The organism is Parendozoicomonas callyspongiae, from assembly GCF_023502345.1.
Lineage (GTDB): Bacteria > Pseudomonadota > Gammaproteobacteria > Pseudomonadales > Endozoicomonadaceae > Sansalvadorimonas > Sansalvadorimonas callyspongiae.
Window position 1 is genome coordinate 1 of record NZ_JAMFLX010000009.1, and the last position, 23,010, is coordinate 23,010.

Here is a 23,010-nt window from a genome sequence, read left to right on the forward strand (position 1 = left end):
TTGTACTAATCAGGCTCGTTAGGCTCGGCTATCAATGTTTCACAGTTTTTTCAATCAAACCCTTGCCTACATCAGCGAACTGGTAGGGGTTCCAGACTTTCAAAGCCTCATCAATACATTGACTGAAAATTACCAACCCTTCAGAAGTGGTTGCTACACACCTGATTTGGTCTTTAAGCCCTGCCAAAGTGGCAGCACACATATCACCTAAAGCCCTGGTCGTGTCCCAGATTTTCAGGGTCTGGTCATTGGAACCAGAGATCGCCCGCCCATCGGGGGCAATGACCACACAGCTGACCAAACCTCTGTGCCCTGCCAGGGTGGCGATACACTCCTGACCGGGCTCCCCGGTCAGATCCCAGACTTTCAGGGTCTTATCATCAGAGCCTGAGATCACCTGCTCGTTGGCGGCGATGGTCAAACATGCAATCGTCCTGTCATGACCTTTAAGGGTGGCGATACACTCATGACCAGGCTCCCCGGTCAGATCCCAGCACTTTATGGGCTCATCAGTAGAGCCCGAGAACACTCGTCTATCTGAGGCGGCGGCTACGCACATGATCCACTCGTTAATATCCAGGGTGGCAATACACTCATGGCCTGGAATCTGGGTCAAGTCCCAGAGTTTCAGAGTATGATCATCAGAGCCAGAAATCACCCGCTCGTTGGAAGCGATGACCACACATCTGACCCGATCTCTGTGCCCTGTCAGGGTAGCGATACACTCCTGACCTGGCTCCCTGGTCAGATCCCAGATTTTCAGAGTATTATCACAAGAGCCAGAGACCACCTGCCCACCGGGGAGGATGGCCACACATAGCACCCAGCTACTGTGCCCTGTCAAGGTGGCGATACACTCTTGACCGGACTTCCTGGTTAGATCCCAGACTTTCAGAGTCTTATCATAAGAGCCTGAGAGCACCCGGCCGTCGAGGAAGGTGGCCAGGCATCTGATCATTCCTGTGTGCCCTTTCAGGGTGGTAATAGTTTCAACTCCCCCGGCCCTGTTGCTCAAATAGCGCAGCAGGGCACCTTGCCTGAGCACGTCCCGCATAACCCATGCCCGCTCTTTCTCAGTAAAATGCTTTTCCAGCCACCGCCCGAAAGGAGCCTCGGGCTGGCATTCGCGGGAAAATTTTGACGGCATGTTGTTACGGAATCGGGACTGAATTTTCGGGCTGCTGTGATAATATTTTTCCACCAGATCACTGGTCAGACATTGATTCTGGCTGATTCCAAACGGATTCTCTTCAGTGTCATTCAAATAAAAATATTTGCAGACCTGCCGGAGTTCTCGTACATCTCTGGCGGTCAGGTATGTCAGTATGTGTTGCCAGCAGTCATAACCGAGCAGGTTAAAGAACTGCTCGCCTTTTATCTTGTCGCTCTCTTCGCCTGGCTCCATCACCCTGATAGCTTTGCGACCATTACTGGAACAGGGAACAGGAGATTCGGTTCGTTTGCTTTCTGGCTGGTCAGGCGATGGGCCTGCCACTCTGGCAGGCTCTCTAACTGGTCCCATAGCACTGTTTTCCCGTTTTCTTTATCGTTGGTTTTATTGGATACAAAAAACAGTCTTACAGTCTCTTTTTGGTAACCTGTCTAACTGTCTGGTTATGGGACAGGTTTGAAACCGGACCCTCTTGCAATCAACTTCGTACAGAATAATTTCACGACTGGTTTTGTTTATTCAGAGAGTTTGACAATTGTACTAATCAGGCTCGTTAGGCTCGGCTATCAATGTTTCACAGTTTTTTCAATCAAACCCTTGTCTACATCAGCGAACTGGTAGGGGTTCCAGACTTTTAAAGTCATATCAATATAATGACTGAAAATTACCAACCCTTCATAAGTAGTTGCTACACACCTGACCTGGTCGTCTTTAAGCCCTGCAAAAGTGGCAACACACATATTACCTAAAGCCCTGGTCGTGTCCCAGATTTTCAGGGTCTGGTCATTAGAACCAGAGATCGCCCGCCCATCGGGGGCGATGACCACACATTTGATGATATCGCTGTGCCCTGCCAGGGTGGCGATACACTCCTGGCCCGGCTCCTGGGTCAGATTCCAGACTTTCAGGGTCTTATCATCAGAGCCTGAGATCACCTGCTCGTTGGCGGCAATGGCCAAACATGCAATCCTCCTGTCATGACCTTTAAGGGTGGCGATACACTCATGACCAGGCTCCCCAGTCAGATCCCAGCACTTTATGGATTCACCAGTAGTGCTCGAGAACACTCGCCTATCGGAGGCAGCGGCTACGCACATGATCCCCCCGTTAAGATCCAGGGTGGCAATACATTCATGGCCTGGAGTCTGGGTCAAGTCCCAGAGTTTCAGAGTATGATCATCAGAGCCAGAAATCACCCGCTCGTTGGAAGCGATGGCCACACATAGCACCCAGTCATTGTGCCCCATCAGGGTGGCGATACACTCTTGACCGGACTTCCTGGCCAGGTCCCAGACTTTCAGAGTCTTATCACAAGAGCCAGAGATCACCTGCCCACCGGGGAGGATGGCCGCACATAGCACCCAGCTACTGTGCCCTGTCAAGGTGGCGATACACTCTTGACCGGACTTCCTGGTCAGGTCCCAGACTTTCAGAGTCTTATCATAAGAGCCTGAGAGCACCCGGCCGTCGGGGAAGGTGGCCAGGCATCTGATCATTCCTGTGTGCCCTTTCAGGGTGGTAATAGTTCCAACTTCCCCGGCCCTGTTGCTCAAATAGCGCAGCAGGGCACCTTGCCTGAGCACGTCTCGCATAACCCATGCCCGCTCTTTCTCAGTAAAATGCTTTTCCAGCCACCGCCCGAAAGGAGCCTCGGGCTGGCATTCGCGGGAAAATTTTGACGGCATGTTGTTACGGAATCGGGACTGAATTTTCGGGCTGCTGTGATAATATTTTTCCACCAGATCACTGGTCAGACATTGATTCTGGCTGATTCTAAACGGATTCTCTTCAGTGTCATTCAAATAAAAATATTTGCAGACCTGCCGGAGTTCTCGTACATCTCTGGCGGTCAGGTATGTCAGTATGTGTTCCCAGCAGTCATAATCGAGACAGTTAAGGAATTGCTCGCCTTTTATCTTGTCGCTCTCTTCGTTTGGCTCCATCACCCTGATAGTTTTGCGACCATTACTGGAACAGGGAACAGGAGATTCGGTTCGTTTGCTTTCTGGCTGGTCAGGCGATGGGGCTGCCACTCTGGCAGGCTCTCTAACTGGTTCCATAGCACTGTTTTCCCGTTTTCTTTATCGTTGGTTTTATTGGACACAAAAAAACAGTCTTACAGTCTCTTTTTGGTAACCTGTCTAACTGTCTGGTTATGGGGTGGGTGATAACGAAGGCCTGTTTATGAAATGAAATTTAATCCAGAAAATGACGGCTGAGTTGTTTTCCGGGGCCGGAAAAATATTCTGAAAGCTTCGCCTGACCCGGCTTCCACAATGTCCATTCACCACTATTGAGTGTAAACAGCTTTCCGGTAGGCATACTGTGCTGATCAAGTTCCATAAGAATAGCCGGACACTCTGGATCAAAAATACTGAGAACTTCTTGCCCTGATTCGCTGATCTCATCCTCAGCATGGATCAGGGTCACATCATCGGGAACTTCAATTGTGACGGGGAAGACCAGTTGCAGGCTGGCCGTTTCATGATGGATATAGAAGTTAACAGGCCACTCTGTAGAACGACCACTGAACGTTAAGTTTTCCTCTGAAAGGCTTCCAATGAAAGGGGCTTTTAAGACTGGCAGCCAGTTTTGGCGCTGAAGCTGGTAAGGGTCTGGCAAAACTTCTTCAGCCACAGAGAACCCGAAAAGACCTTTATCAGAGACAGACAAAACCTCTTCCATCAGTTCAGCCCAGGCTGTTTGCAACGGATTATCAAGCTGGTCTTCAGGAACATACCCCGACACCAGTTTCAGAATATCTCTCTGCTGAACCAGTGCAAGAGCCTTCCGGTCTTTATGTTTGATAACAAGCTGAAGAGAGACACCAAGATTGGCAAAGATCTGGGTGTTTCCCTTTCTTTCAATCTTGCCGGTTTGACGCAGCGCCTGTAACTCTGAGAATGTCAGTGCCTGCCCGACAGGCTGGATATTCCAGCCATCAACGGTTTGCTCAAGGCTAACCCGCCGTGTCCGGAAGTGGTCTGCAGGCTCCCTGCGCAGGCACTTCTTTTTCATCTATGAAATTTTTTCCTGTCTACTGTTAACTGTCTACAGAACATGCAGCCTGAACAGCGGTAATATTCTGGCGCATATGGTTCGGGTTAATTGTTCCAAGTACGGCACTGGTCACACCCTGGTGGGAGAAGACAAAGTTCATGCTCTGCTGAACAGGGTCTTCACCACTGGTACAGAGATGTCCGCTTGCCAGAGCCTTCTTCACCAGAATAGCTTTGCCATGTTCAGCCGCATAATCCAGAACAGCCTTTTCACCCTGTTCGTTCAGATTCCAGGTCACCATGGCGCAGTCAGACTGCTCCAGAACCATAATGCCGCCATCCACAGTTTTGGTGGACATACCGGTAGCTCGGATCAAGCCCTGTTGCTTCATCTCTTTCAGGACTTCCAGTGCACCGTACTGCTTTAGAATCTCAACATCATGACCGTCCGAATGAACCAGAACCATATCCAGATAGTCCGTGTTCAAGCGCTTGAGGCTGCGTTCAATGCTGAAGCGAATATGCTCGGGAGTGAAAATGTACTTTGATTCACCATTCTCGAACTCTTCCCCAACCTTGGTGCAGATCACCCAGCGGTCACGCTGCCCGGCCAGCAAAGAGCCAAGACGCTCTTCGCTGTTGCCATAGGCAGGAGCAGTATCCAGCAGATTGATACCAAGATCATGGGCCAGAGACAGCAGATCAGCCGCCTCACGATCATCAGGAATACGAAAAGACGATGAATATTTAACCTTCTCGTTCCGGCCCAGCTTAACGGTACCAAACCCTACCGGGGAAACCTTCAAACCTGTTTGTGCAACCGGACGAAACCAGTTATCCATGCTCATGCCCATAGCCAAATGGCCCATAATTAAAAATTCTTGAATCAATCTTCCAGATGGCCTTCCCAGAAAGGACGGGTCACTTCAGGGCGGGGCAGGTTCTCGGCAACAAAACCTTCATTTCCTTCCGGCTTGATACCCTGCTCTTCAAGGTTTTTGATTACCTCGTCAGACAGGTTTGGTGCCAAGGCCAATTTAGTTGGCCAGGTGACCATGCCGTTCTTAATAACTTTGCAGTAGGCCGCATCAGGACGAAGCAACTTGTTCTGCTTGGGTTCTGCACGGTTTACCCGCAGGGTTCCCCAGCGAGCTCCGCCCAGATCAACCCAAGGCATCAGCTTCTTCAGCTCTTTCTTGGCCTTTTCGATCAGATCTTTCGGGTCGCGCTTAACACCAGACTCAGCCAGATCAGCGCCCATATACCAGACCCAGCGGCCATTTTCAGAAGGATGACTGGTCAGGGTCAGGCGGGGAACGATATCGGTGCTGACACAGTGGGCGTAAACAGGGTGAGGATAATCATGCTCAACCATCACCATATGCAGCGGACGCAGCTGCATTTTGGGAGATTCAAGGCCCCAGCGGTCCAACAGATCTCCGGTACCTTCACCGGCAGTAAAGACAAAGTTCCTGGCTTCAATCAGGCAATGATCATCACCACGAGCAATCTCAATACCGACAATGGATTTATCATCATTTAATTTCAGGGTGGTATCGTTTTCCCAATCGACCTTGATAAGACGATCTTCCAGACCATCAATCAAAGCACGAACAACGGACTCAATATCCACCACGCTCTCATTCAGCTTGTAAAGCTTGCCCTTGAATGCCGAAGTATTAAACGCTTCTGGCAGCTCACTCTTGGAAACAGGGTCAACCCGGCCTCGCAGGGCCTTACTTCCGAAGAAAGCAGCCATGCGGGAACCGAAGCCACCAGGGGTCCACATAAACTGGTGATCAGACAACACTTTTACCGAAGTCAGATCCAGCTCACCTTCACCCTGCATACTGGACAGCCAGCGGGCAGGCATACCGGCAATGCATTCGGAAGCTTTGGTCAGATTACCTGACAGGGCATATTTGATACCACCATGGATAATGCCCTGGGATTTGACCGTCTGACCGCCTCCAAGCGTTTCATTTTCCAGCAACAGGGCTTTGTAACCCATGTTGTTCAGACGTCGGAATAACCAAAGACCGGCGATACCACCTCCAATGATGGTGACGTCGGCTGTGATGACACGTTTCATAGTTGCCTGTCAGGTAAAGAATTTTCGCTGTATATATAAGGGCGAAGGGGGTGATATACAAGGAAAAGAGAACCGCAACCACCCTGATAGCCGTTTTTCACGAGAAAATGCCTTCTATCCAGAAGGCATCTGAAAGGGCCTCACCAGAATGCCACAGTCAATGATCACCAAAGCCAATAACATCATTCCTCGCCACGAGTGCTTACACGCACAGATCCTTCTGGGGCCAGGAGCCTGTCGGACTTAACCGACCGTAGCGAGAAAAAGTCCGACAGGCTCCTAGACGAAAACGGACCAGCCCTGAGTGAAATAGAGGTGGCCGAGGTTTGTGCAACCTCAAAGAAGACCGTTCAAAGAACACGTAATCATGAAGGCCGCTCAAAGTGGACTATGGAACTGTTGGCTGGCAAGTTGGTTAATTTGCCTGTTTCGATATCTTCAGCCACAAAACTTTCAGACAAATCATTGTTATGGGGACTCCTGGAGTGATGACCCTGATCAACAGTCACCATATTTCTTCACTTCCAGAGTCTGTTGACATTTTTCCCCATTCCCCTCCTTCGTAAGGCGGGTATAATCCCGCCTTTGATTTTTTCCTGCTCGAGAGGAGCCATGTCAGACTTTATCCAGGAAGTGGGCAGACGCCGAACTTTCGCGATTATCTCGCACCCGGACGCCGGTAAAACCACTATCACCGAGAAGCTGCTTCTGTTCGGAAATGCCATCCAGATGGCAGGCACCGTGAAGGGCAAGAAATCCGGACGTATGGCCACCTCTGACTGGATGACCATGGAGAAGGATCGTGGTATCTCCATTACCACCTCCGTAATGCAGTTCCCCTACAACGACCGTATGGTCAACCTGCTGGATACTCCCGGACACGAAGACTTCTCCGAGGATACCTACCGAACCCTAACGGCCGTAGACAGCTGCCTGATGGTGATCGACGGGGCCAAGGGTGTCGAGGATCGTACCATCAAACTGATGGATGTCTGCCGGATGCGTGAGACTCCCATCTTTACCTTCGTCAACAAGATGGACCGTGAAGTTCGGGATCAGATCGAGGTGATGGATGAAATTGAGTCCATCCTGAAAATCGACTGCGCACCCATTACCTGGCCCATTAGCATGGGTAAGAACTTTAAGGGCGTGTACAACCTGTACACCGATACTATCCATGTCTTCCAGCCTGGTATGGGGCACACCATTCCTGACGATGTCCGGATCAAGGGTCTGGAATCCGATGAAGCCAAAGAGCTTCTGGGCGAGATCCACGAAGAGTTCGTTGATGAGATTGAACTGGTTCGCGGCGCCAGCCATGAGTTCGATATGGAAGAATTTATGGCCGGTCAGCAGACTCCGGTATTCTTCGGCACCGCACTGGCCAACTTTGGTGTGCGGGAAATGCTGTACTACTTCACCGAGTGGGCACCAGCACCTCTGAAGCGCCCGACTGATGCACGTGAAGTGGAACCCACCGAAGAGAAGTTCTCCGGCTTTATTTTCAAAATCCAGGCCAATATGGATCCGAAACACCGGGACCGTATTGCTTTTATGCGGGTCTGCTCCGGCAAATACACCCGTAATATGAAGATGAAACATGTGCGGATTGGCAAGGATGTGAAAGTTGCTGACGCAGTAACCTTCCTGGCTGGTGACCGCTCTCAGGTTGAAGAGGCGGTCTCAGGCGATATTATCGGTCTGCATAACCACGGTACCATCCAGATCGGTGATACTTTCACCCAGGGTGAGAGCCTGAAATTCACCGGCATTCCTCACTTCGCACCGGAACTGTTCAAGCGCGTACGCCTGAAAGATCCGCTGAAGCTGAAGCAGTTGCAGAAAGGCCTGAAGCAGCTCTCTGAAGAAGGTGCTACTCAGCTGTTTATGCCCCGTCGCAACAATGACCTGATTCTGGGTGCTGTGGGTGTGCTGCAGTTTGATGTGGTTCTGCAGCGCCTGAAGGATGAGTATAAAGTTGATGCCATCTATGAGGCGGTCAACGTCAATACGGCCCGCTGGATTGAGTGTGACGATCCGAAAATGCTGGATGACTTCAAGCGCAAGAACCAGGAAAACCTTGCTATCGATGGCGGTGGTCACCTGACTTACCTTGCACCGACACGAGTGAACCTTTCTCTCGCGCAGGAACGCTGGCCTGATGTTGCTTTCCGGAATACCCGGGAACACTAAGCTGGATTACAGCCTGTGATAAATAGAAAGAGCCGCAAACTGCGGCTCTTCTCTTATTGTTTTTGTTTAGAGCCACTCTTCCTTCAGCCCGAAAGGTTTCCCTTTTCCAGTACTTGCTTTTTTACCGGAGCTTTCACAGTGATGACTTCACCATTGCTGAAATGAAGATCCAGTGAAACCTTCTCACCGGTTACCAGTGTTTTGCTCACTTTCATTATCATGACATGAAGGCTGCGGGGCTGAAGCTTAACTCTCTTCCCGGCAGGAATAATAATTGATTCCTGCTCCACCATACTCATTTTTCCATCTTTCTTAATGGTATCGTGCAGCTGAATATTGTTAGAAATGGAGGATGTCACCTTTTGCAGCGAAATATTGGTCTTGCCAGTATTTTTGATATTCATATAGGCAGCAGTATTGCTGGTTCCGGGAGGCATGGCACGAACTCTTGGCTCAGTCACCATAATATTACTCTGTGCTGCACTTGCTATTACGGAGCCAAGAAAAAGCCCCAAAAAAAACACTCCGGTAATAAATCTTTTGATCATTGACATACCCTTGTAATCCCCGGCTCAATACCGATGTTGTAGTTTAGGCGGCGAAATCCATGCCGCGCACAAAACTATAACCAAGTACCCAGTCATGTGAAAATATATATTTGTGACCGGGCACTCAAAAGTACCCAGGCAGAAATGTAGACAGGTAAAAGCATGCTTTTTGACAGCCATTGCCATCTTGATTTCCCGGCCTTCAACGAAGACAGGGATGATCTGCTGCAACAATGTTTTGCAGGTGGCATTGGTCATATCTGTATTCCTGCAACAGAACAGAAACACTGGAACCGTCTTGAGAACTTACTTGGATCACACTCCAGCGGAGTCAATATCTGGGGGGCAATGGGGTTGCACCCGTATTTTCTTGCATCGCACAAAGATGAATACCTGGAAGAGTTAGATAACAGGCTGGATAACAAACCTGACAACATTGTCGCTGTGGGTGAAGCAGGCCTTGACCTCCATATAGACAACCCCAACCTCCCCCGGCAGCAAGAATTACTGGCTGCACAGATTCTTATAGCCGCTCACCATAACCTTCCCCTGATCCTTCATGTCAGAAAAGCCCATGACCAGACAGCCAGTCTTTTACGACGTTTAAAGTTCCAGGAAGGCGGCATTGTTCATGCCTGGTCAGGCAGTGATCAGCAAGCTGAAGCTTTTGCTCGTCTGGGATTTAAGCTGGGTATTGGCGGAAGTCTGACTTATGAAAGGGCAAAGCGGCTGCGTCGCCAGGTTACAGAGCTACCGCTTGATTACTTTGTTCTGGAAACAGATGCCCCGGATATTCCCCTGGCAGGGCTGCAGGGTCAACGCAATTCTCCACTTACAGTACAGGAAGTCTTTTCAGTTATGGCCAGCCTGCGCAATATAGGTCCTGAGGAACTGAAACAATCCCTGTTTAAAAACACTCTGGATGCTTTACATATTGCCAACCCCTGATAAGGGGTGGTGGTTAAAAGCCTGGGAAACAAACCCCAAATGGACCTTCAGTTATCATAATAAAGATCCATTATCCCTTGCAGGATAGAGACTCTATTACTCCCCAGGTAACTGTTCTCTTATGTGTTCTGGGTAACAGAGCTGTTGGTGATTATTATTACCATATCCTGAACAGTTACCTGTTCCAATACAGGCAACTACACTGACTGCTTACCTGACTGTCATGAAACTTTTTCACCTCTCCCCCATTCCAATTACCGAACTCAATAACCCAGCCGGATCTTGGAACCGAAAGGTATCCTGAAACCGACAATTTAATAACAGGTGGGAGCATGCCAGAGCTTGAGGCACATTATTCCTTCCGTCACACCCGGGATTATCGTGTGGCTCAAACCTGCAACCGGATTGTTTGGATAGACTACAAAACTGGACAGCATGAACTCTTTGTCCAGGATATTCCTGATGGCAAGCGCCGCCTGCTTCATACCAGCCATGGCGATGATGGTGAACCCTTAAGGCTGGTTACACTCTCACCATCAGGGCGCTATCTTCTGATTACCCAGGGAGACTTCTCTGGCGTAAACAGCTGTACCAACCCACGCAGGAAAACCACTCCGCCAGCTGGTTTTTTGCAGCTGGTTGATACTGATGGAGAAACACCACCCAGACCAATTGCCAATACCCTGGTCGCTGCGATCAACCCGAATGAGTCCAGTATTACCTGGGCCCGTCATGGCTGTGTTTATTCTCAGACGATTGAAGACTCTCCAGTTAAAGAGCTGTTTCGAATCAGAGGTGATATCACTGATATCAACTGGAGGCCTGATGGATCCCGCTTGGCTTTTGTCTGCGAACGTGATGAGCATGCCCTGCTGGGTATTTATCAGCCCGGGATATCTGCTATTTCCTGGATATCACCTGACTTTGACCGCAAAATGAATCCGGTCTGGTCGAAAGATGGGCAGCATCTTGCGTTCTTGCGCTTCAACGGTCCCAAACCCGATATCGCCGAACAACTGTTTTCAAACAAGTCAGATAGCTTTGCCGTTATGGTAACTAATATCTCAACAGGCGAAACCAGAGCCGCCTGGGAGAGCAGCCTTGAAGAAGGTGCAGGTTTTTCCCTGCAATACGGAAACCGGCCCTTAACCTGGCTTGATGGACAGAGATTGATTTTTTCCCACGATGCCAGTGGCTGGGATCACATCTACCAGTACGATATCGCTGACAACTCCTGTACTGCCCTGACAGAAGGCTACTGGCTGATTCAGGATTATTGCAACAGCAGCGATGGCAAACTCGTTGTCGCCAGTCACAATGGTCGAAGGCGCTATCTGTATCGTCTGAGCGTACTGGATACTGAAACCAAAGAAAAAAATGACCTGCCTCTTTGTCAGGACAGCCAGTTCTGGCGACCGAGTTTTTCAGCTGATGATAAATATGTCTTCTTTGTGATGGGAAGTGAAACATCGCCCTGTCATATAGCTTATCTTGACCGTGCATCAGGAAAAACCATAAGACTCTCCCAGCAGACACAAAGATTCAGCGATACATCCAGACATTTCACCACTCCGAAAATCCACACTCTGAAGTCACTTGATTCCCGCCTTTTCCACAGCCAGATTTTTATGCCCGAAGGCCCGGGTCCATTCCCTGCAGTTCTGAATATTCACGGCGGCCCTTTCGTACAAAGCCTGCCGGGGTTTCATCCTCATCTGGGTATGAGCTTTCAATATGCCTTCTGCCAGCTGCTGGCTAAATGTGGTTTCCTGGTTATGGATATTAATTACCGAGGCTCCAGCGGCTTCGGCAAAACATTCCGCCAGGCTCCGGAGAGAGGCTGGGATGGCGCAAGCGATTACCAGGATGTACAGACGGCAGCACAATGGCTGACCCGTCACCCCAATGTTGACCGCAGGCGTATTGGCGTAATCGGAGAATCCTGGGGAGGTTATCTTGGTTCGCTGGCCCTGGCCCGTGACAGTGGACTGATACGAGCCGGTGTCGTTATCAACGGCTGCCATAACTTCCCAAGAGAGCTGAGTCGCCCACACTGGGGATCCAAATTGTTTACCAGTGATAAGGGAGAAACAGCAACAGAAACTATTGCCCGAGCAAAAATTGCCGAAGATTCATCGCCTTGGGGCTGGCTTGATCAATGGATGAGCCCGGTATTGATTGTCCATGGAGATGATGATCACTGCGTTGCTTTTGCTGAAAGTCTGCATCTGGCCCATGCACTCAGATACCGATCTGTCGAAGTGGAAAGTCTTGTCCTTCCTGATGAGGGCCATGAGTTTCTGCTGCATGAGTCCTGGCTGACCATTGGAAACCGGGCTCTGGCGTTTCTTAAAAGGCAGCTGGAAAGCTAACCGCTGCCTACGTTGCCATTTAATCCAGCTTGTTCTTTTTACGAAACTTCCTTGATTTGGTCTGCAGCATTTTCTTTTTCAGTGGCTGCAGATGATCAATAAACAGCTTGCCCCGAAGGTGATCAATCTCATGCTGAAGACATTCAGACAAGACACCCTCGCCTTCCACTTCAAATGGCTTACCATGGCGATCCAGAGCCCGAACCTTGACCCAGGCGGCCCTCTTCACCTTGCCATAAGAGCCGGGAACAGACAGACAACCGGCTGTCATTTCATGAGTTCCGCGTGTTTCAATGATTTCTGGATTAACAATCACGAATTGCCCGGATTTGTCAGCAGAGACATCAATCACTGATAAAGTCAGGGAAATACCAATCTGAGGAGCTGCCAGACCACACCCCTGGTTGGCATACATGGTTTCGAACATATCGTCGACTAGAACCTGGAAATCTTCCCCAAAATCCGTAACCGGCTTGGCTTCAGTCCGCAGTACCGGATCAGGTTCATAGACCATTGGTCTTATCGCCATGGCTTATTCTCTTGCTTTGCGATAACCCTAAAGATAGAACAAGGGTGAATCTAAAAGCGGCCATCTGCTGCGTCGGGCCGCTTTTAAAGTCACTGAGTCGATGTTTAATTGAGAACGCCCCCTAGTTCTGCCGTAAAAGCATGGTGTCCAGTCCCTGGGAGGCCAGGGTAGTCTTGGCCTTATCCACAGCACTGCGGGTGTCATAGGGCCCAACCTGAACCCTGTGCCACTCTTCTCCGCCTCGCACGGAAACCCTGGCAATCTTGGCCTCATAACCAGAGAGAATCAGACGAACACGAAGTCTTTCCGCGTCCTGACTGCTGCGAAACGAGCCTGCCTGCAATAAAAAGAGTTCACCACCTTTGGATGCCGAAATGACCGGTGGTCCATTCTGGGCAGGTTTACTGGGAACAGGAGCTTCCTTTTTGGCCACCTGAGATGCGTTCGACCCTGATTTTTGATTAACGGGTTTAGGCTTGGGTACAGATTTTGGTTTTGCCGGAGTGGATTTCTCGCCTGGAGTCAGGACTTCAGATTCTGGCAAAAGCGTATAAAAGTCGAAAACCGGCTCATTATTTTTGGGTTTCTGGCTTGAGCTTGCCACGTTCTTTTTACTGGGCGCTGCAACATCAGGCTTTTCATCAAGATGCGGTAACAGATTGTTTAATCCAAAAATCAGTGCACTGATAGCCACACCTGCGGCCAGCCATAACCTTGCTGGTACCCTGTTTGCTGCCCTGGTTTTTTTGCGTCTTGCTCCGGTTCTCTTTTTACGACTGCCAGCCATGTTTCCCTCAAAGGCCAATCAAATCCAATCATATTCCAATAATCGACCATCCTGCCATAATCCAAAATCTTCTGCACAGCTTACTGCACAAAGAAAAACAGGATTTTTCCCGTCTTGTCGCTTCGCTGGATTTCCGATAGCATGCAAGCCATGATGACGGAATTTACCAGCGTGACCGAATACCAGGCTGTATCCGGTACCTCTGGTACTGGCACCGTTTCTCTTGCTCGTAAAAACAGTACCCGCAAAATCGCCCTCTCCCAGCGACGACGATCCTGCTGATCAAGTTCGCCCTGGTTTGTAATTACAACTTGTAACTGCAACCCCCAAACACAGCAAACAACTGTAAACTTACTCTCATCATCAGAGCCTGATTGTTTTTAAGGATTGCCCCAAATGAACGTGCTCAAGTTCCTTGACCAGAAGATTACTGCCGCATTGGTAGCCGCCGGTGCCCCGGAAGGCAGCCCCGCGATGATGCGCCCAAGCGCCCGCGCCCAGTTCGGTGATTACCAGTCCAACGGTGTAATGCCTGTGGCCAAGAAACTGGGCATGAATCCTCGTGAAATGGCGCAAAAGGTTATCGACAGCCTGGATCTGTCCGAAGTGGCTGACAAGGTTGAAATCGCTGGCCCTGGTTTTATCAACATCTTCCTGAAGCCTGAGTGGCTGACCCAGGTTCTGAGTGGCTACGTTCAGGACGAGCGTGCCGGTGTTGCCAAGGTAGAAAAGCCTCAGACCATCGTTGTTGACCTGTCTGCTCCCAACGTAGCCAAAGAAATGCACGTGGCTCACCTGCGTTCCACTGTTATCGGCGACGCGGTTTCCCAGACTCTGGAATTCCTGGGTAACAAGGTCGTGCGTGCCAACCATATCGGCGACTGGGGTACCCAGTTCGGTATGCTGATTGCTCACCTGGAAGAGCTGCAGAAGACCAACCCTGAGGTTATGAACTCCGAGCTGGGTGACCTCGAAAACTTCTACCGTCAGTCCAAGAAGCACTACGATGAAAACCCTGAGTTTGCTGAGCGTGCCCGTAACTACGTAGTAAAACTGCAGGGCGGTGACGAATGGTGCCGTGAACAGTGGCAAAAGCTGGTTGACGTAACCATGGAACAGAACCTGAACACCTACAAGCGTCTGGGTGTAAAGATCACTGCTGAAAACACTATGGGCGAGAGCATGTACAACGACATGCTGCCCGGTATCGTTGCCGATATGAAAGAGAAAGGCCTGGCCGTAGAAGACGACGGTGCGATGGTTGTTTATCTGAATGAGTTCCAGAACAAAGACGGTGACCCCATGGGTGTTATCGTTCAAAAACGCGATGGCGGTTTCCTCTACACCACCACCGATATTGCCTGTGCCAAGTATCGCTACGAAACTCTGGGTGCTGACCGTGTCCTGTACTACATCGATAAGCGTCAGTCTGATCACCTGAAGCAGGCATGGACTATCGTTCGCAAGGCTGGCTATGTTCCCGTGAACGTCTCTCTTGAGCACCACTCTTTCGGTATGATGCTGGGCAAAGACAACAAGCCGTTCAAGACCCGTGCCGGTGGTGTTGTAAAACTGGCTACCCTGCTGGACGAAGCAACTGCACGTTCCGAGAAACTGATCAATGAGAAAGGCGCAGATATGACTGCCGAGCAGAAGGCTCAGGTAGTTAACGCTGTGGCTATGGGTTCCGTGAAGTACTCCGACCTGTCCAAGAACCGTACCAGCGATTACGTGTTCGACTGGGACAACATGCTGTCCTTCGAAGGCAACACAGCTCCTTACATGATGTACGCCTACACCCGTGTACAGAGCATCTTCCGTAAGGCTGGTGTTGATGCTGTGTCTCTGTCTGGTGAAATCAAGATCACTGAACAGCCTGAGCGTGAACTGGCCATGAAACTGATGCAGTTTAGCGAGGCGGTTGACGGCGTTGCCCGTGAAGGTATGCCTCACATTCTGTGTGCCTACCTGTTTGAACTGGCTGGTGCCTTTATGAAGTTCTACGAGTTCTGCCCTGTGAACAAGGACGACGTAGCTGCTGATGTAAAAAACAGCCGTCTACAGCTGTGCGCACTGACTGCCCGTATTCTGAAGCTGGGTCTTGGCTGCCTGACTATTGAAACAGTTGAACAGATGTAATTCTGTTTCAGATATTTATCGCTGTCCTGTTACAGGGCAGCGATACTAAACCTTCCTATACCTCTCTTTTTCAGCCACTGAAAAACAGGCCTCAGGTACACTTGTTCAAATAGGTAATAGATATTTGTGCCAGGTAATCGGTTACTGGCCAACTGTCTAGGAGCCTGTCGGACTTAACCGACCGTAGCGAGAAAAAGTCCGGTTTGAGCCAGTTTTTAGAAGCACTTGAGGATAATAGTGGTTCTATTTGACGAAAGTGGTTCTAAAAACTGGCCAAATCCGGCTTTTTCGCAGTAGGTGCGCGTTAAGTCCGACAGGCTCCTAGCATGGAGTAAGACTTAATAACTGAAGAAAAACCCGGTTAAGGGTAAGAAGCAATAAGCCTTTGTTCAGCAGGAGTGAGCGCCAACCTCGCAGCCTCGCTTGGAGAAAACATGCTGACATCAGTCTCTCCACGCAGGCTGTAGATAACTCTGAAGGCCAGCACATTCTGTACATAGCGACGGGTTTCATCGTAAGGGATCGTTTCTATCCAGATATCAAGCGGCAGGTGTCCACGATCTCGCAGCCAGCGTCTTACTGCTGTTCCACCTGCATTGTAGGCAGCTGTCGCAAACACCTTGTTCCCCTCAAACTGGTTGGAAAGCCATGCCAGATGCGCTGTGCCGATAGCGATATTGGTTTCAGGTTTATACAGTTCGGAAGTGCGCTTATAGGGAACCCTGCTTTTTCGGGCAGCCTGTTTGGCTGTAGCTGGCATTAACTGCATTAAGCCCCGCGCCCCGGCATGGGATCTCGCCGACGGATTAAACGCACTCTCCTGACGGGCTACGGAAATAACCCAGGGGTAATCAATCTTGCGCCTTTCAGCATACTGATGGAAAAGATGCCCTTGTGGAGCAGGAAAACGCAGCTCCAGATCATTCCACATTGCTTCACGTGCTGCTGACATAATGGCCTGATGATGCCAGCCAAAGCTTCGAGCCACATAAGGAAGAAGCTTGCGCTCTTTCCCCGTCAATTTGGGTTTAATTAAATTCAGTTCAGACTGAGCACTGCTGACACGCTTAAGCTTCAGCCACTCTTTGATCCGGGCAAAACCGTCATGTTTAGCGATTAACTTACCCAGCTCAGAAACATGATGGGCTGGTGTTTCATGATTCAACTGAAATGGTCTGTTACTCAGATCGGCAACCAGGAACCCATAAAAGCTTCGCTGCTGGCTAAGCCGGCTCAGGATATTATTTTCCAGTGTCTGCTGAGGTCTGCTGTTCAGTTTCAGAAGAGCGACTGCATTCCAGTAGCTCCAGCGGTTACTTTTGCGTTCATGCATTGGCAGTTTGTGAATACGGTACAGCACCTCTGCCCAGCTTTGTTCAGCAAGAGCGAGGCGGATACGCCACTTGGTAATATCCGGGTACTTGTAATCAGGGTCGATTCGAGCAATCTGGTTCTCTGCATTCTCCGTGAAGTTTTTTGCAAACTTCATGGCCAGCCGTTTATCAATACTGGCTACCTGTTTTTGCTCGAATGGGTATTTATTCCTTAGCTTCAGCCAGATATCGAGAGCTTTACCACGATCCCGCGAAACCAGACGCTTGATACCGTGTAACATAATCTGTCGATGGGTTTTCCTGTTGCCATCCAGTGAGGCTGTTGCATCCAGAAGGTATGGCCCACTGTGAATACGCCAGAACAGTTTGGTAGAGTTCTTATACAAAGGCTTGGAGATGCTGCGGTCTATATACCGGGCCAGGGAAATCTTGCCATTGGCGACAGCCATCCAGAACCTTTGAGCCGCCAGGCTTTGAGTAAACTGCCCTGCCTTTTTCCAGCTGCTGAAAAGCGGATCACAGGCTTTATCCTGGGATTTACCAACCAGCCACAGGCTCTTTGCTTCCTGCCAAGCCGCTTTTGTATGACCAGTTGCCAGCAGGGCTCGACCATTCAGACACTGATAACGCCCGCCACTAATATCTATCCCGGCATAGGCCTGAAGATAGTGGGTCCAGCGCTGTTTTCGGGCCAGCCAGCTAAGCCACTTGTATTGCAGCTGAGAAGCCTGGGGCAAGTCTGGATGAGAGGAGACAAACCGATTAATATCTTTCTGGTTAATCGAATTGAACCGGGTACTTAAATAAAGGTATTCGAGATATCCACTCAATGGATAATCTTCCAACTCGGCCCGGTTCTGGAGGTATACCTTGATGTCGCCTCGTTTTAATGACTTCTCTACAGACAGAAATAGCGACTGCTGATCACTGGCCTCAGCAAGAGTAATACCCGGAAGCAACAGGCTGAGAATCAACCCGAAACAAATAGAAAGGTGGCGTAACTGGTTAAGCATCATAAAACTGACGTTTTTGAATCCCTGTCAATCAAAAGCATCCCGACAATCACTGCATACTGGCTTCTTTCATTATGATTTTTCTTAAAGCCGAAGCCAATTCATCGACATTATGAATTATTTTTTGAGCAATGATTTAAGCGTAGTAGTCAGTATGCCAAGATGGCTCCATATCTCAACCGAATTCAGATTGTCGGCGTCAGTTACCTGAAACACGTCCAGAATTGGAGAATATGCCGGTACATCTGCCTTTTTAACGCCTGTAAAAAAACCTCCAGTTGAATAACCGGAGGCTTAGTATGTGAAGGGAAGCAGGGCTGTCGGCTTGGGGAGAGGACAGGAAAACCCCAATCAACTGTTCAGTTGCTTCCGGTCAGCCCTGCAAAAATCAACAATCAAATCACTGACAGCAGCATAGAAACCAAAGCTGTCGCATTTCTCAACCCCCTGGCTCCAGTCATCCAGCCAGCTCAGGAGACAAGTATCCAGACAATTCAGCTGCTCCTCTGCAGAAGCACCCTGAACCGCAAGATTACCCATAAAATCCAGAATCACCGCCAGGTGATCAGCAGGTTCCTTGTATTCCTTAGTCTGGGCAAAGCCGTGCTTTTTGAGCAGAGCCACCATGTTATGGTGAGGCTCCTGCATCATCAGGCCATCTTCACTCAAATAGACGGATGCATAAGGCTGAACTCCGCTTCGGCCGGCTCCCAGAAACAGTCCTGCATAGTCAGCGGCCAGTTCCAGCTGCAGATCTTCCCGCAGCCTGAGTTTGCTGACGGCTCCCATCAGTTTTTCCGCAGACTGCTTCAGCTCAGGCTCCTGAGCCAGAGACCCCATAAACTGGTTCATTTTGTCGCTGAACAGAGCTTCCAGCTGCTGCTCATCGAACTCCATGGCAACCAGACTGGAGAGCCACCAGTACATCTGGGCACGATTCTGGGATGTGATATCACTCATGGTAACTGCTCTTGAAAACGAAGGTATGGCTATTGCCATACCTTCTGGGTTGCATGCATGTCAGAGACTGATTATCAGGCCTTAACCATTTCTGGACCGTCGAAAGCGGTAACCTTCAGGGCAGGACCAGTGTACTTCTCAACCTGAACCAGTGCAGTGTGAGCTGTGGTCGCCTGAGCCAGCTTTGAGCTGCGCAGGTCGCGAGTCAGCACGTTAGGATCACCATTCTTACACAGTGTACCGATCTTGCCGCCTTCGGCAGGGTTATACCAAGCGCCTTCAAAGATACGGATTACGCCATCCTTGTAGCGATCGCTGACCACTGCACCAGCCAGTACCTGACCACGGTCGTTGAATACACGAACCACATCACCGTTTTTGATACCACGGGCCTTGGCATCTGCAGGGCTCATGTAGACAGGCTCACGACCAGCTACTTCATAGCTCTCACGCAGACCCTTGGCACCACTCAGCTGAGAGTGGATACGGTCTTTCGGGTGACAGGACTGCATGTGCAGCGGGAACTTCTTGGAGCCGGCACCACCATGGGAACGCTCAACAGGTTCCATCCAGGTTGGGTGTGCAGGGCAGTCTTCGTAGCCCAGCTTGGCAATCTCTTCGGAATAAATTTCGATCAGGCCGGAAGGAGTACCCAGCGCTTCCAGTTCAGGTTCTTTACGGAAGGCTTCGTGACGAACCCACAGTTTCTCAGAAGCCTTGTCGAATTCGAAGTAGCCTTCGCCACCCCAGAATTCTGCGAAGGATGGCATCTTGATGCCCTTGTCCTTGGCGCCTTTCTGAGCCTGAGTGTACAGGTGCTCCAGCCATTCCATTTCGTTACGACCTTCGGTGAAGGTCTTCTCCTGACCAAAGCGCTTGCACAGGTCAGCAAAGATTTCGATATCGTTGCGCGCTTCGAACAGAGGCTCAACAATCTTGCGGTTCGCCAGGATACCGCGGCGGGAGTGGTTACCGAAACCGTCGATATCATTACGCTCGTAAGAAGTCGTTGCAGGCAGAACGATGTCAGCGAAACGGCAGGTTGCAGTCCAGTGGTGATCAATGGCAATAGCGGTTTCCAGCTTCTGCCAGCCCTGGATCATACGGTTACGATCCTGGTGGTGGTGGAATGGATTACAACCAGTGAAGATCGCCATCTTGATAGCTGGCAGAGTCACTTTACGACCATTGAAGTCGATAGTCTTGCCTGGCTCCAGCATGGAGTCAACAAAGCGGGCAACAGGGATGGTCTTGGAGAACTTGCCGAAGTCACCATTGTACTTGGGCTTGCCATTCGGTGCAGAACCGGTGAAGCCTGGAACCTTTACGTAGTTACGGGTTGGAACACCTGCGCCATTGTAGTGCCAGCCGAAACCGAAGCCGCCACCTGGCAGGCCAACCTGTCCAGTCATGGCAGACAGGACAACCAGCATCCACGCCCACTGCTCACCGTGGTGCATACGCTGCACACACCAGCCACCGATGAACTGTGTACGCTCTTTCGCGCAGGTACGGGCCAGAGACTTGATGGTATCGGCAGAAACGCCACAGATCTTGCTTGCCCATTCAGCGGTCTTTGGCTGACCGTCGGACTCACCAGTCAGATAAGGAACAAACTTGTCGAAGCCTTCACAGTAATCATATACAAAGTCTTCGTCGTACAGTTCTTCAGTGTACATGGTGTGAGCCATACCCAGCATCATAGGTACGTCAGTCTGTGGGTTAACAGAGATCTGCTCACAGCCCAGGTAAGCCTGAGTATCAGAAACAACTGGGTCAATGCTGATCGCGCGGATCTTTCCAGCACCAACCATATCTTTCAGCTGTTTGTAGTAGCCATATACGTCATGAGCAGGAGTGCTCCAGCCAGCCTGCAGGTTCTTGATAGGATCAGAACCCCAGAACACGATGTTCTTGGCATTCTTCATTACCAGCGGCCAGGAAGTCTGCTGTGCATACACTTCGGTGGAGCCAACAACGCGAGGCAGGATAACCTGGGCAGCACCAGTGGAGTAGTCGCCTACTTTCTTGACGAAGGTACCGTGCAGGCCAACAGCACGCTGCATGGCAGCAATACAGTTGTGGTAAACACCGTTGGCTTTCCAGCCGGTGTGACCAGCGTACAGGCCAGCAGGACCGTAAGTTTTCTGAACGCGTTCCAGTTCTTCGTAGAAGAAGTCCAGAGCCTGATCCCAGCTTACACGGACGAAGCGGTTGTCACCGCGCTGAGTAGTATCGCTGTTGTGACGCTTCTTCAGCCAGTCCAGGCGAACCATTGGGTAGCGGACACGGGCAGGAGAGTACAGATCATCACGGATACCCATAAGCATATCGCTGGGGAAGATGTCTTTTTCAAACGGCTTGACTTCAGTCAGCTTACCATCGACAACGCGGGCACGGAATGCCCCCCAATGGGTGACGCCAGTCAGGTCAGCAGCCTTAGTCTCAGCGGCAAAAGCCTTGCCGGTGATCAGGCTGGGGCCGATCATACCTGCAGCGGCGCTAGTCAACATGCCGCCCAGGAAACGGCGACGGCTCAGGGATACGGTCTTTTCACTCACAGTTTGACTCCATTATTCCCATTGGGGAATACAACATTGGATTGTGTGTTGCTGTTTAAGACTGATCCGGCTTTATTTCTCGGAGGCAAGCCGGATCATCTGGGCATCAGTGATTCTGACTGCCATTTGCCGAATCAGAGGCATGGGTTTGCAGATACTTCAACAGTGTGCGTTCTTCACGCTTATCAAGATCAACAAATCCCATCATGCCTTTGAGCTGGGCAATCCATTCAGTAGAACTGAAGTGGTTGATATCAGGCGCACCATGACATTCAGAGCAAGAGGCCTTATAGAGCTCATCGGTGTAATCCCAGATGGGCTTCAACTCGGGAAGGAGGTTCTCGTTACGAATCCAGGCCTTGCTGGACACCTTCTGCCACTCTTTGTTTTTATCGCCGATCTGTGTCGTTTCAAGAACTTCAACTTTGCGGGAAAAAGAGCCTTTCAGAGTCGCAGCAAAAATACGCTTACCGGCTTCCTGAGTCAGTACACGTCCACGGCCAGATTTTTCTTTCCAACCCTGCACTTCGACTTTCAGCATATCGCCTTTGCTTTCCAGCACTTTGACTTCAGTGGCAGGAAGAAGTTTGCCTGCTTCTTTCTTGGCACTTTCTGTTTTAAACAGTGGCATTTCAGTCAAAGCATAAAGAATTTCTGCGTCTGCCGGTTTGGCAGCAAGCTTTTCCAGTTTCTTGAAGGATTTGCGATAACCACCACTCATGTCAGGCATTTTGTGCGCAACACCTTTGTGACAAGAGATACAAGTCTGGTCAGACTTGGCAGCTTCCAGCATCTGCTTGGCAGCCTGAACAGGCTGTTTACTGTGGTCCATCGCTTCGTAGCTGTGACAGCTGCGGCAGCCAGAAGAATCATTCTCTTCCATACGTGCCCAGACGGTCTGCGCCATATGAAGACGCTGCTCTTCATACAGTTCCGGGGTATCAATGGATTTCCCGATATACTGTTCATAAACATCGTTGGCAGCCTGCAGTTTGCGTTCCATCTGGCCAGCAAAATCCTGAGGCATATGGCAGTCAACACACTCAGCGCGAACGCCACTGGCATTGGTGAAATGAATAGATTGTTTGTACTCTTCCAGTGGCTGCTTCATGGTATGACAACTGGTACAGAACTCAGTTGTACCGGTCAGTTCCATAGTTTTATGCCCGGTAAAAACCAGAGCCACTCCAATAATAATTCCCACGACCACCAGAGCCAGTACCGAGTACCTCCCTGTCGGACTGGTTAGAAAACGCCAAGCATTCTTCATAGACATCACAAACAGCAATAATTTTTAGATGCTGCAACTCTATGGAGATGTTGTGAACATATCTGCTTGCACGAGTGAACAACTCAAGACAAAA

At 50.1% G+C, this 23,010-nt stretch carries 17 protein-coding genes; 5 read left to right on the top strand and 12 right to left on the bottom strand.

Features of this window, described 5'->3' with window-relative positions:
• Positions 1–31 precede the first annotated feature (31 nt).
• From M3P05_RS08155 to M3P05_RS08175, 5 genes are all read right to left on the bottom strand, one after another.
• Complete coding sequence (locus tag M3P05_RS08155) at positions 32–1,522, bottom strand: F-box/WD repeat-containing protein (RefSeq protein ID WP_249699022.1); 1,491 nt, start codon at positions 1,520–1,522, stop codon at positions 32–34.
• A 215-nt stretch (positions 1,523–1,737) separates the two neighbouring features.
• The gene (locus M3P05_RS08160) at positions 1,738–3,231 is read right to left on the bottom strand and encodes an F-box/WD repeat-containing protein (RefSeq protein ID WP_249699023.1); all 1,494 of its coding nucleotides are present in this window, start codon (positions 3,229–3,231) and stop codon (positions 1,738–1,740) included.
• Between the two features lie 136 nt (positions 3,232–3,367).
• Positions 3,368–4,189: a hypothetical protein gene (locus M3P05_RS08165; protein WP_249699024.1), complete on the bottom strand. Its 822-nt coding sequence runs from the start codon at positions 4,187–4,189 to the stop codon at positions 3,368–3,370.
• Between the two features lie 25 nt (positions 4,190–4,214).
• A complete protein-coding gene (locus M3P05_RS08170; protein ID WP_249699025.1) occupies positions 4,215–5,039 on the bottom strand; it encodes an aldo/keto reductase in 825 nt (274 codons plus the stop codon).
• A 17-nt stretch (positions 5,040–5,056) separates the two neighbouring features.
• The gene (locus tag M3P05_RS08175; RefSeq protein ID WP_249699026.1) at positions 5,057–6,262 is read right to left on the bottom strand and encodes an FAD-dependent oxidoreductase; all 1,206 of its coding nucleotides are present in this window, start codon (positions 6,260–6,262) and stop codon (positions 5,057–5,059) included.
• A 612-nt stretch (positions 6,263–6,874) separates the two neighbouring features.
• Between M3P05_RS08175 and M3P05_RS08180 the strand changes: the two genes are divergently transcribed.
• Complete coding sequence (locus M3P05_RS08180; protein WP_249699027.1) at positions 6,875–8,455, top strand: peptide chain release factor 3; 1,581 nt, start codon at positions 6,875–6,877, stop codon at positions 8,453–8,455.
• A gap of 83 nt (positions 8,456–8,538) precedes the next feature.
• Here M3P05_RS08180 and M3P05_RS08185 read toward each other — a convergent pair whose 3' ends face one another.
• Positions 8,539–9,009, bottom strand: coding sequence for a copper chaperone PCu(A)C (locus M3P05_RS08185; RefSeq protein WP_249699028.1), 471 nt, complete (start codon positions 9,007–9,009; stop codon positions 8,539–8,541).
• 156 nt (positions 9,010–9,165) lie between these two features.
• On the opposite strand from M3P05_RS08185, the gene M3P05_RS08190 reads away from it, so the two are divergent.
• Together M3P05_RS08190 and M3P05_RS08195 are read left to right on the top strand one after the other, a co-directional pair.
• Positions 9,166–9,951, top strand: a complete 786-nt coding sequence (locus M3P05_RS08190; RefSeq protein WP_249699030.1) for a TatD family hydrolase — start codon at positions 9,166–9,168, stop codon at positions 9,949–9,951.
• A gap of 332 nt (positions 9,952–10,283) precedes the next feature.
• Complete coding sequence (locus M3P05_RS08195; protein WP_249699032.1) at positions 10,284–12,323, top strand: S9 family peptidase; 2,040 nt, start codon at positions 10,284–10,286, stop codon at positions 12,321–12,323.
• Between the two features lie 19 nt (positions 12,324–12,342).
• Here M3P05_RS08195 and def read toward each other — a convergent pair whose 3' ends face one another.
• Positions 12,343–12,852 (bottom strand): peptide deformylase, encoded by a 510-nt coding sequence (gene def, locus M3P05_RS08200; protein ID WP_249699033.1) that lies wholly within the window; start codon positions 12,850–12,852, stop codon positions 12,343–12,345.
• A 121-nt stretch (positions 12,853–12,973) separates the two neighbouring features.
• Positions 12,974–13,639 carry an SPOR domain-containing protein gene (locus tag M3P05_RS08205; RefSeq protein WP_249699035.1) on the bottom strand — a complete coding sequence of 222 codons (666 nt, stop codon included), beginning with the start codon at positions 13,637–13,639 and terminating at the stop codon, positions 12,974–12,976.
• A 150-nt stretch (positions 13,640–13,789) separates the two neighbouring features.
• On the opposite strand from M3P05_RS08205, the gene M3P05_RS20965 reads away from it, so the two are divergent.
• Together M3P05_RS20965 and argS are read left to right on the top strand one after the other, a co-directional pair.
• The gene (locus M3P05_RS20965; RefSeq protein ID WP_283777732.1) at positions 13,790–13,921 is read left to right on the top strand and encodes a hypothetical protein; all 132 of its coding nucleotides are present in this window, start codon (positions 13,790–13,792) and stop codon (positions 13,919–13,921) included.
• Between the two features lie 114 nt (positions 13,922–14,035).
• Positions 14,036–15,778: an arginine--tRNA ligase gene (gene argS / locus M3P05_RS08210; RefSeq protein ID WP_249699036.1), complete on the top strand. Its 1,743-nt coding sequence runs from the start codon at positions 14,036–14,038 to the stop codon at positions 15,776–15,778.
• Between the two features lie 361 nt (positions 15,779–16,139).
• On the opposite strand, the gene M3P05_RS08215 is transcribed toward argS, so the two are convergent.
• The 4 genes from M3P05_RS08215 to torC form a co-directional block, all read right to left on the bottom strand.
• Complete coding sequence (locus tag M3P05_RS08215) at positions 16,140–18,125, bottom strand: transglycosylase SLT domain-containing protein (protein WP_249699037.1); 1,986 nt, start codon at positions 18,123–18,125, stop codon at positions 16,140–16,142.
• A gap of 351 nt (positions 18,126–18,476) precedes the next feature.
• Positions 18,477–19,085 (bottom strand): molecular chaperone TorD, encoded by a 609-nt coding sequence (torD, locus tag M3P05_RS08220; RefSeq protein ID WP_249699038.1) that lies wholly within the window; start codon positions 19,083–19,085, stop codon positions 18,477–18,479.
• A 74-nt stretch (positions 19,086–19,159) separates the two neighbouring features.
• Positions 19,160–21,646 (bottom strand): trimethylamine-N-oxide reductase TorA, encoded by a 2,487-nt coding sequence (gene torA, locus M3P05_RS08225; protein WP_249699039.1) that lies wholly within the window; start codon positions 21,644–21,646, stop codon positions 19,160–19,162.
• Between the two features lie 106 nt (positions 21,647–21,752).
• On the bottom strand, positions 21,753–22,916 hold the full coding sequence (torC, locus tag M3P05_RS08230; protein ID WP_249699040.1) for a pentaheme c-type cytochrome TorC: 1,164 nt from the start codon (positions 22,914–22,916) through the stop codon (positions 21,753–21,755).
• Positions 22,917–23,010 lie beyond the last annotated feature (94 nt).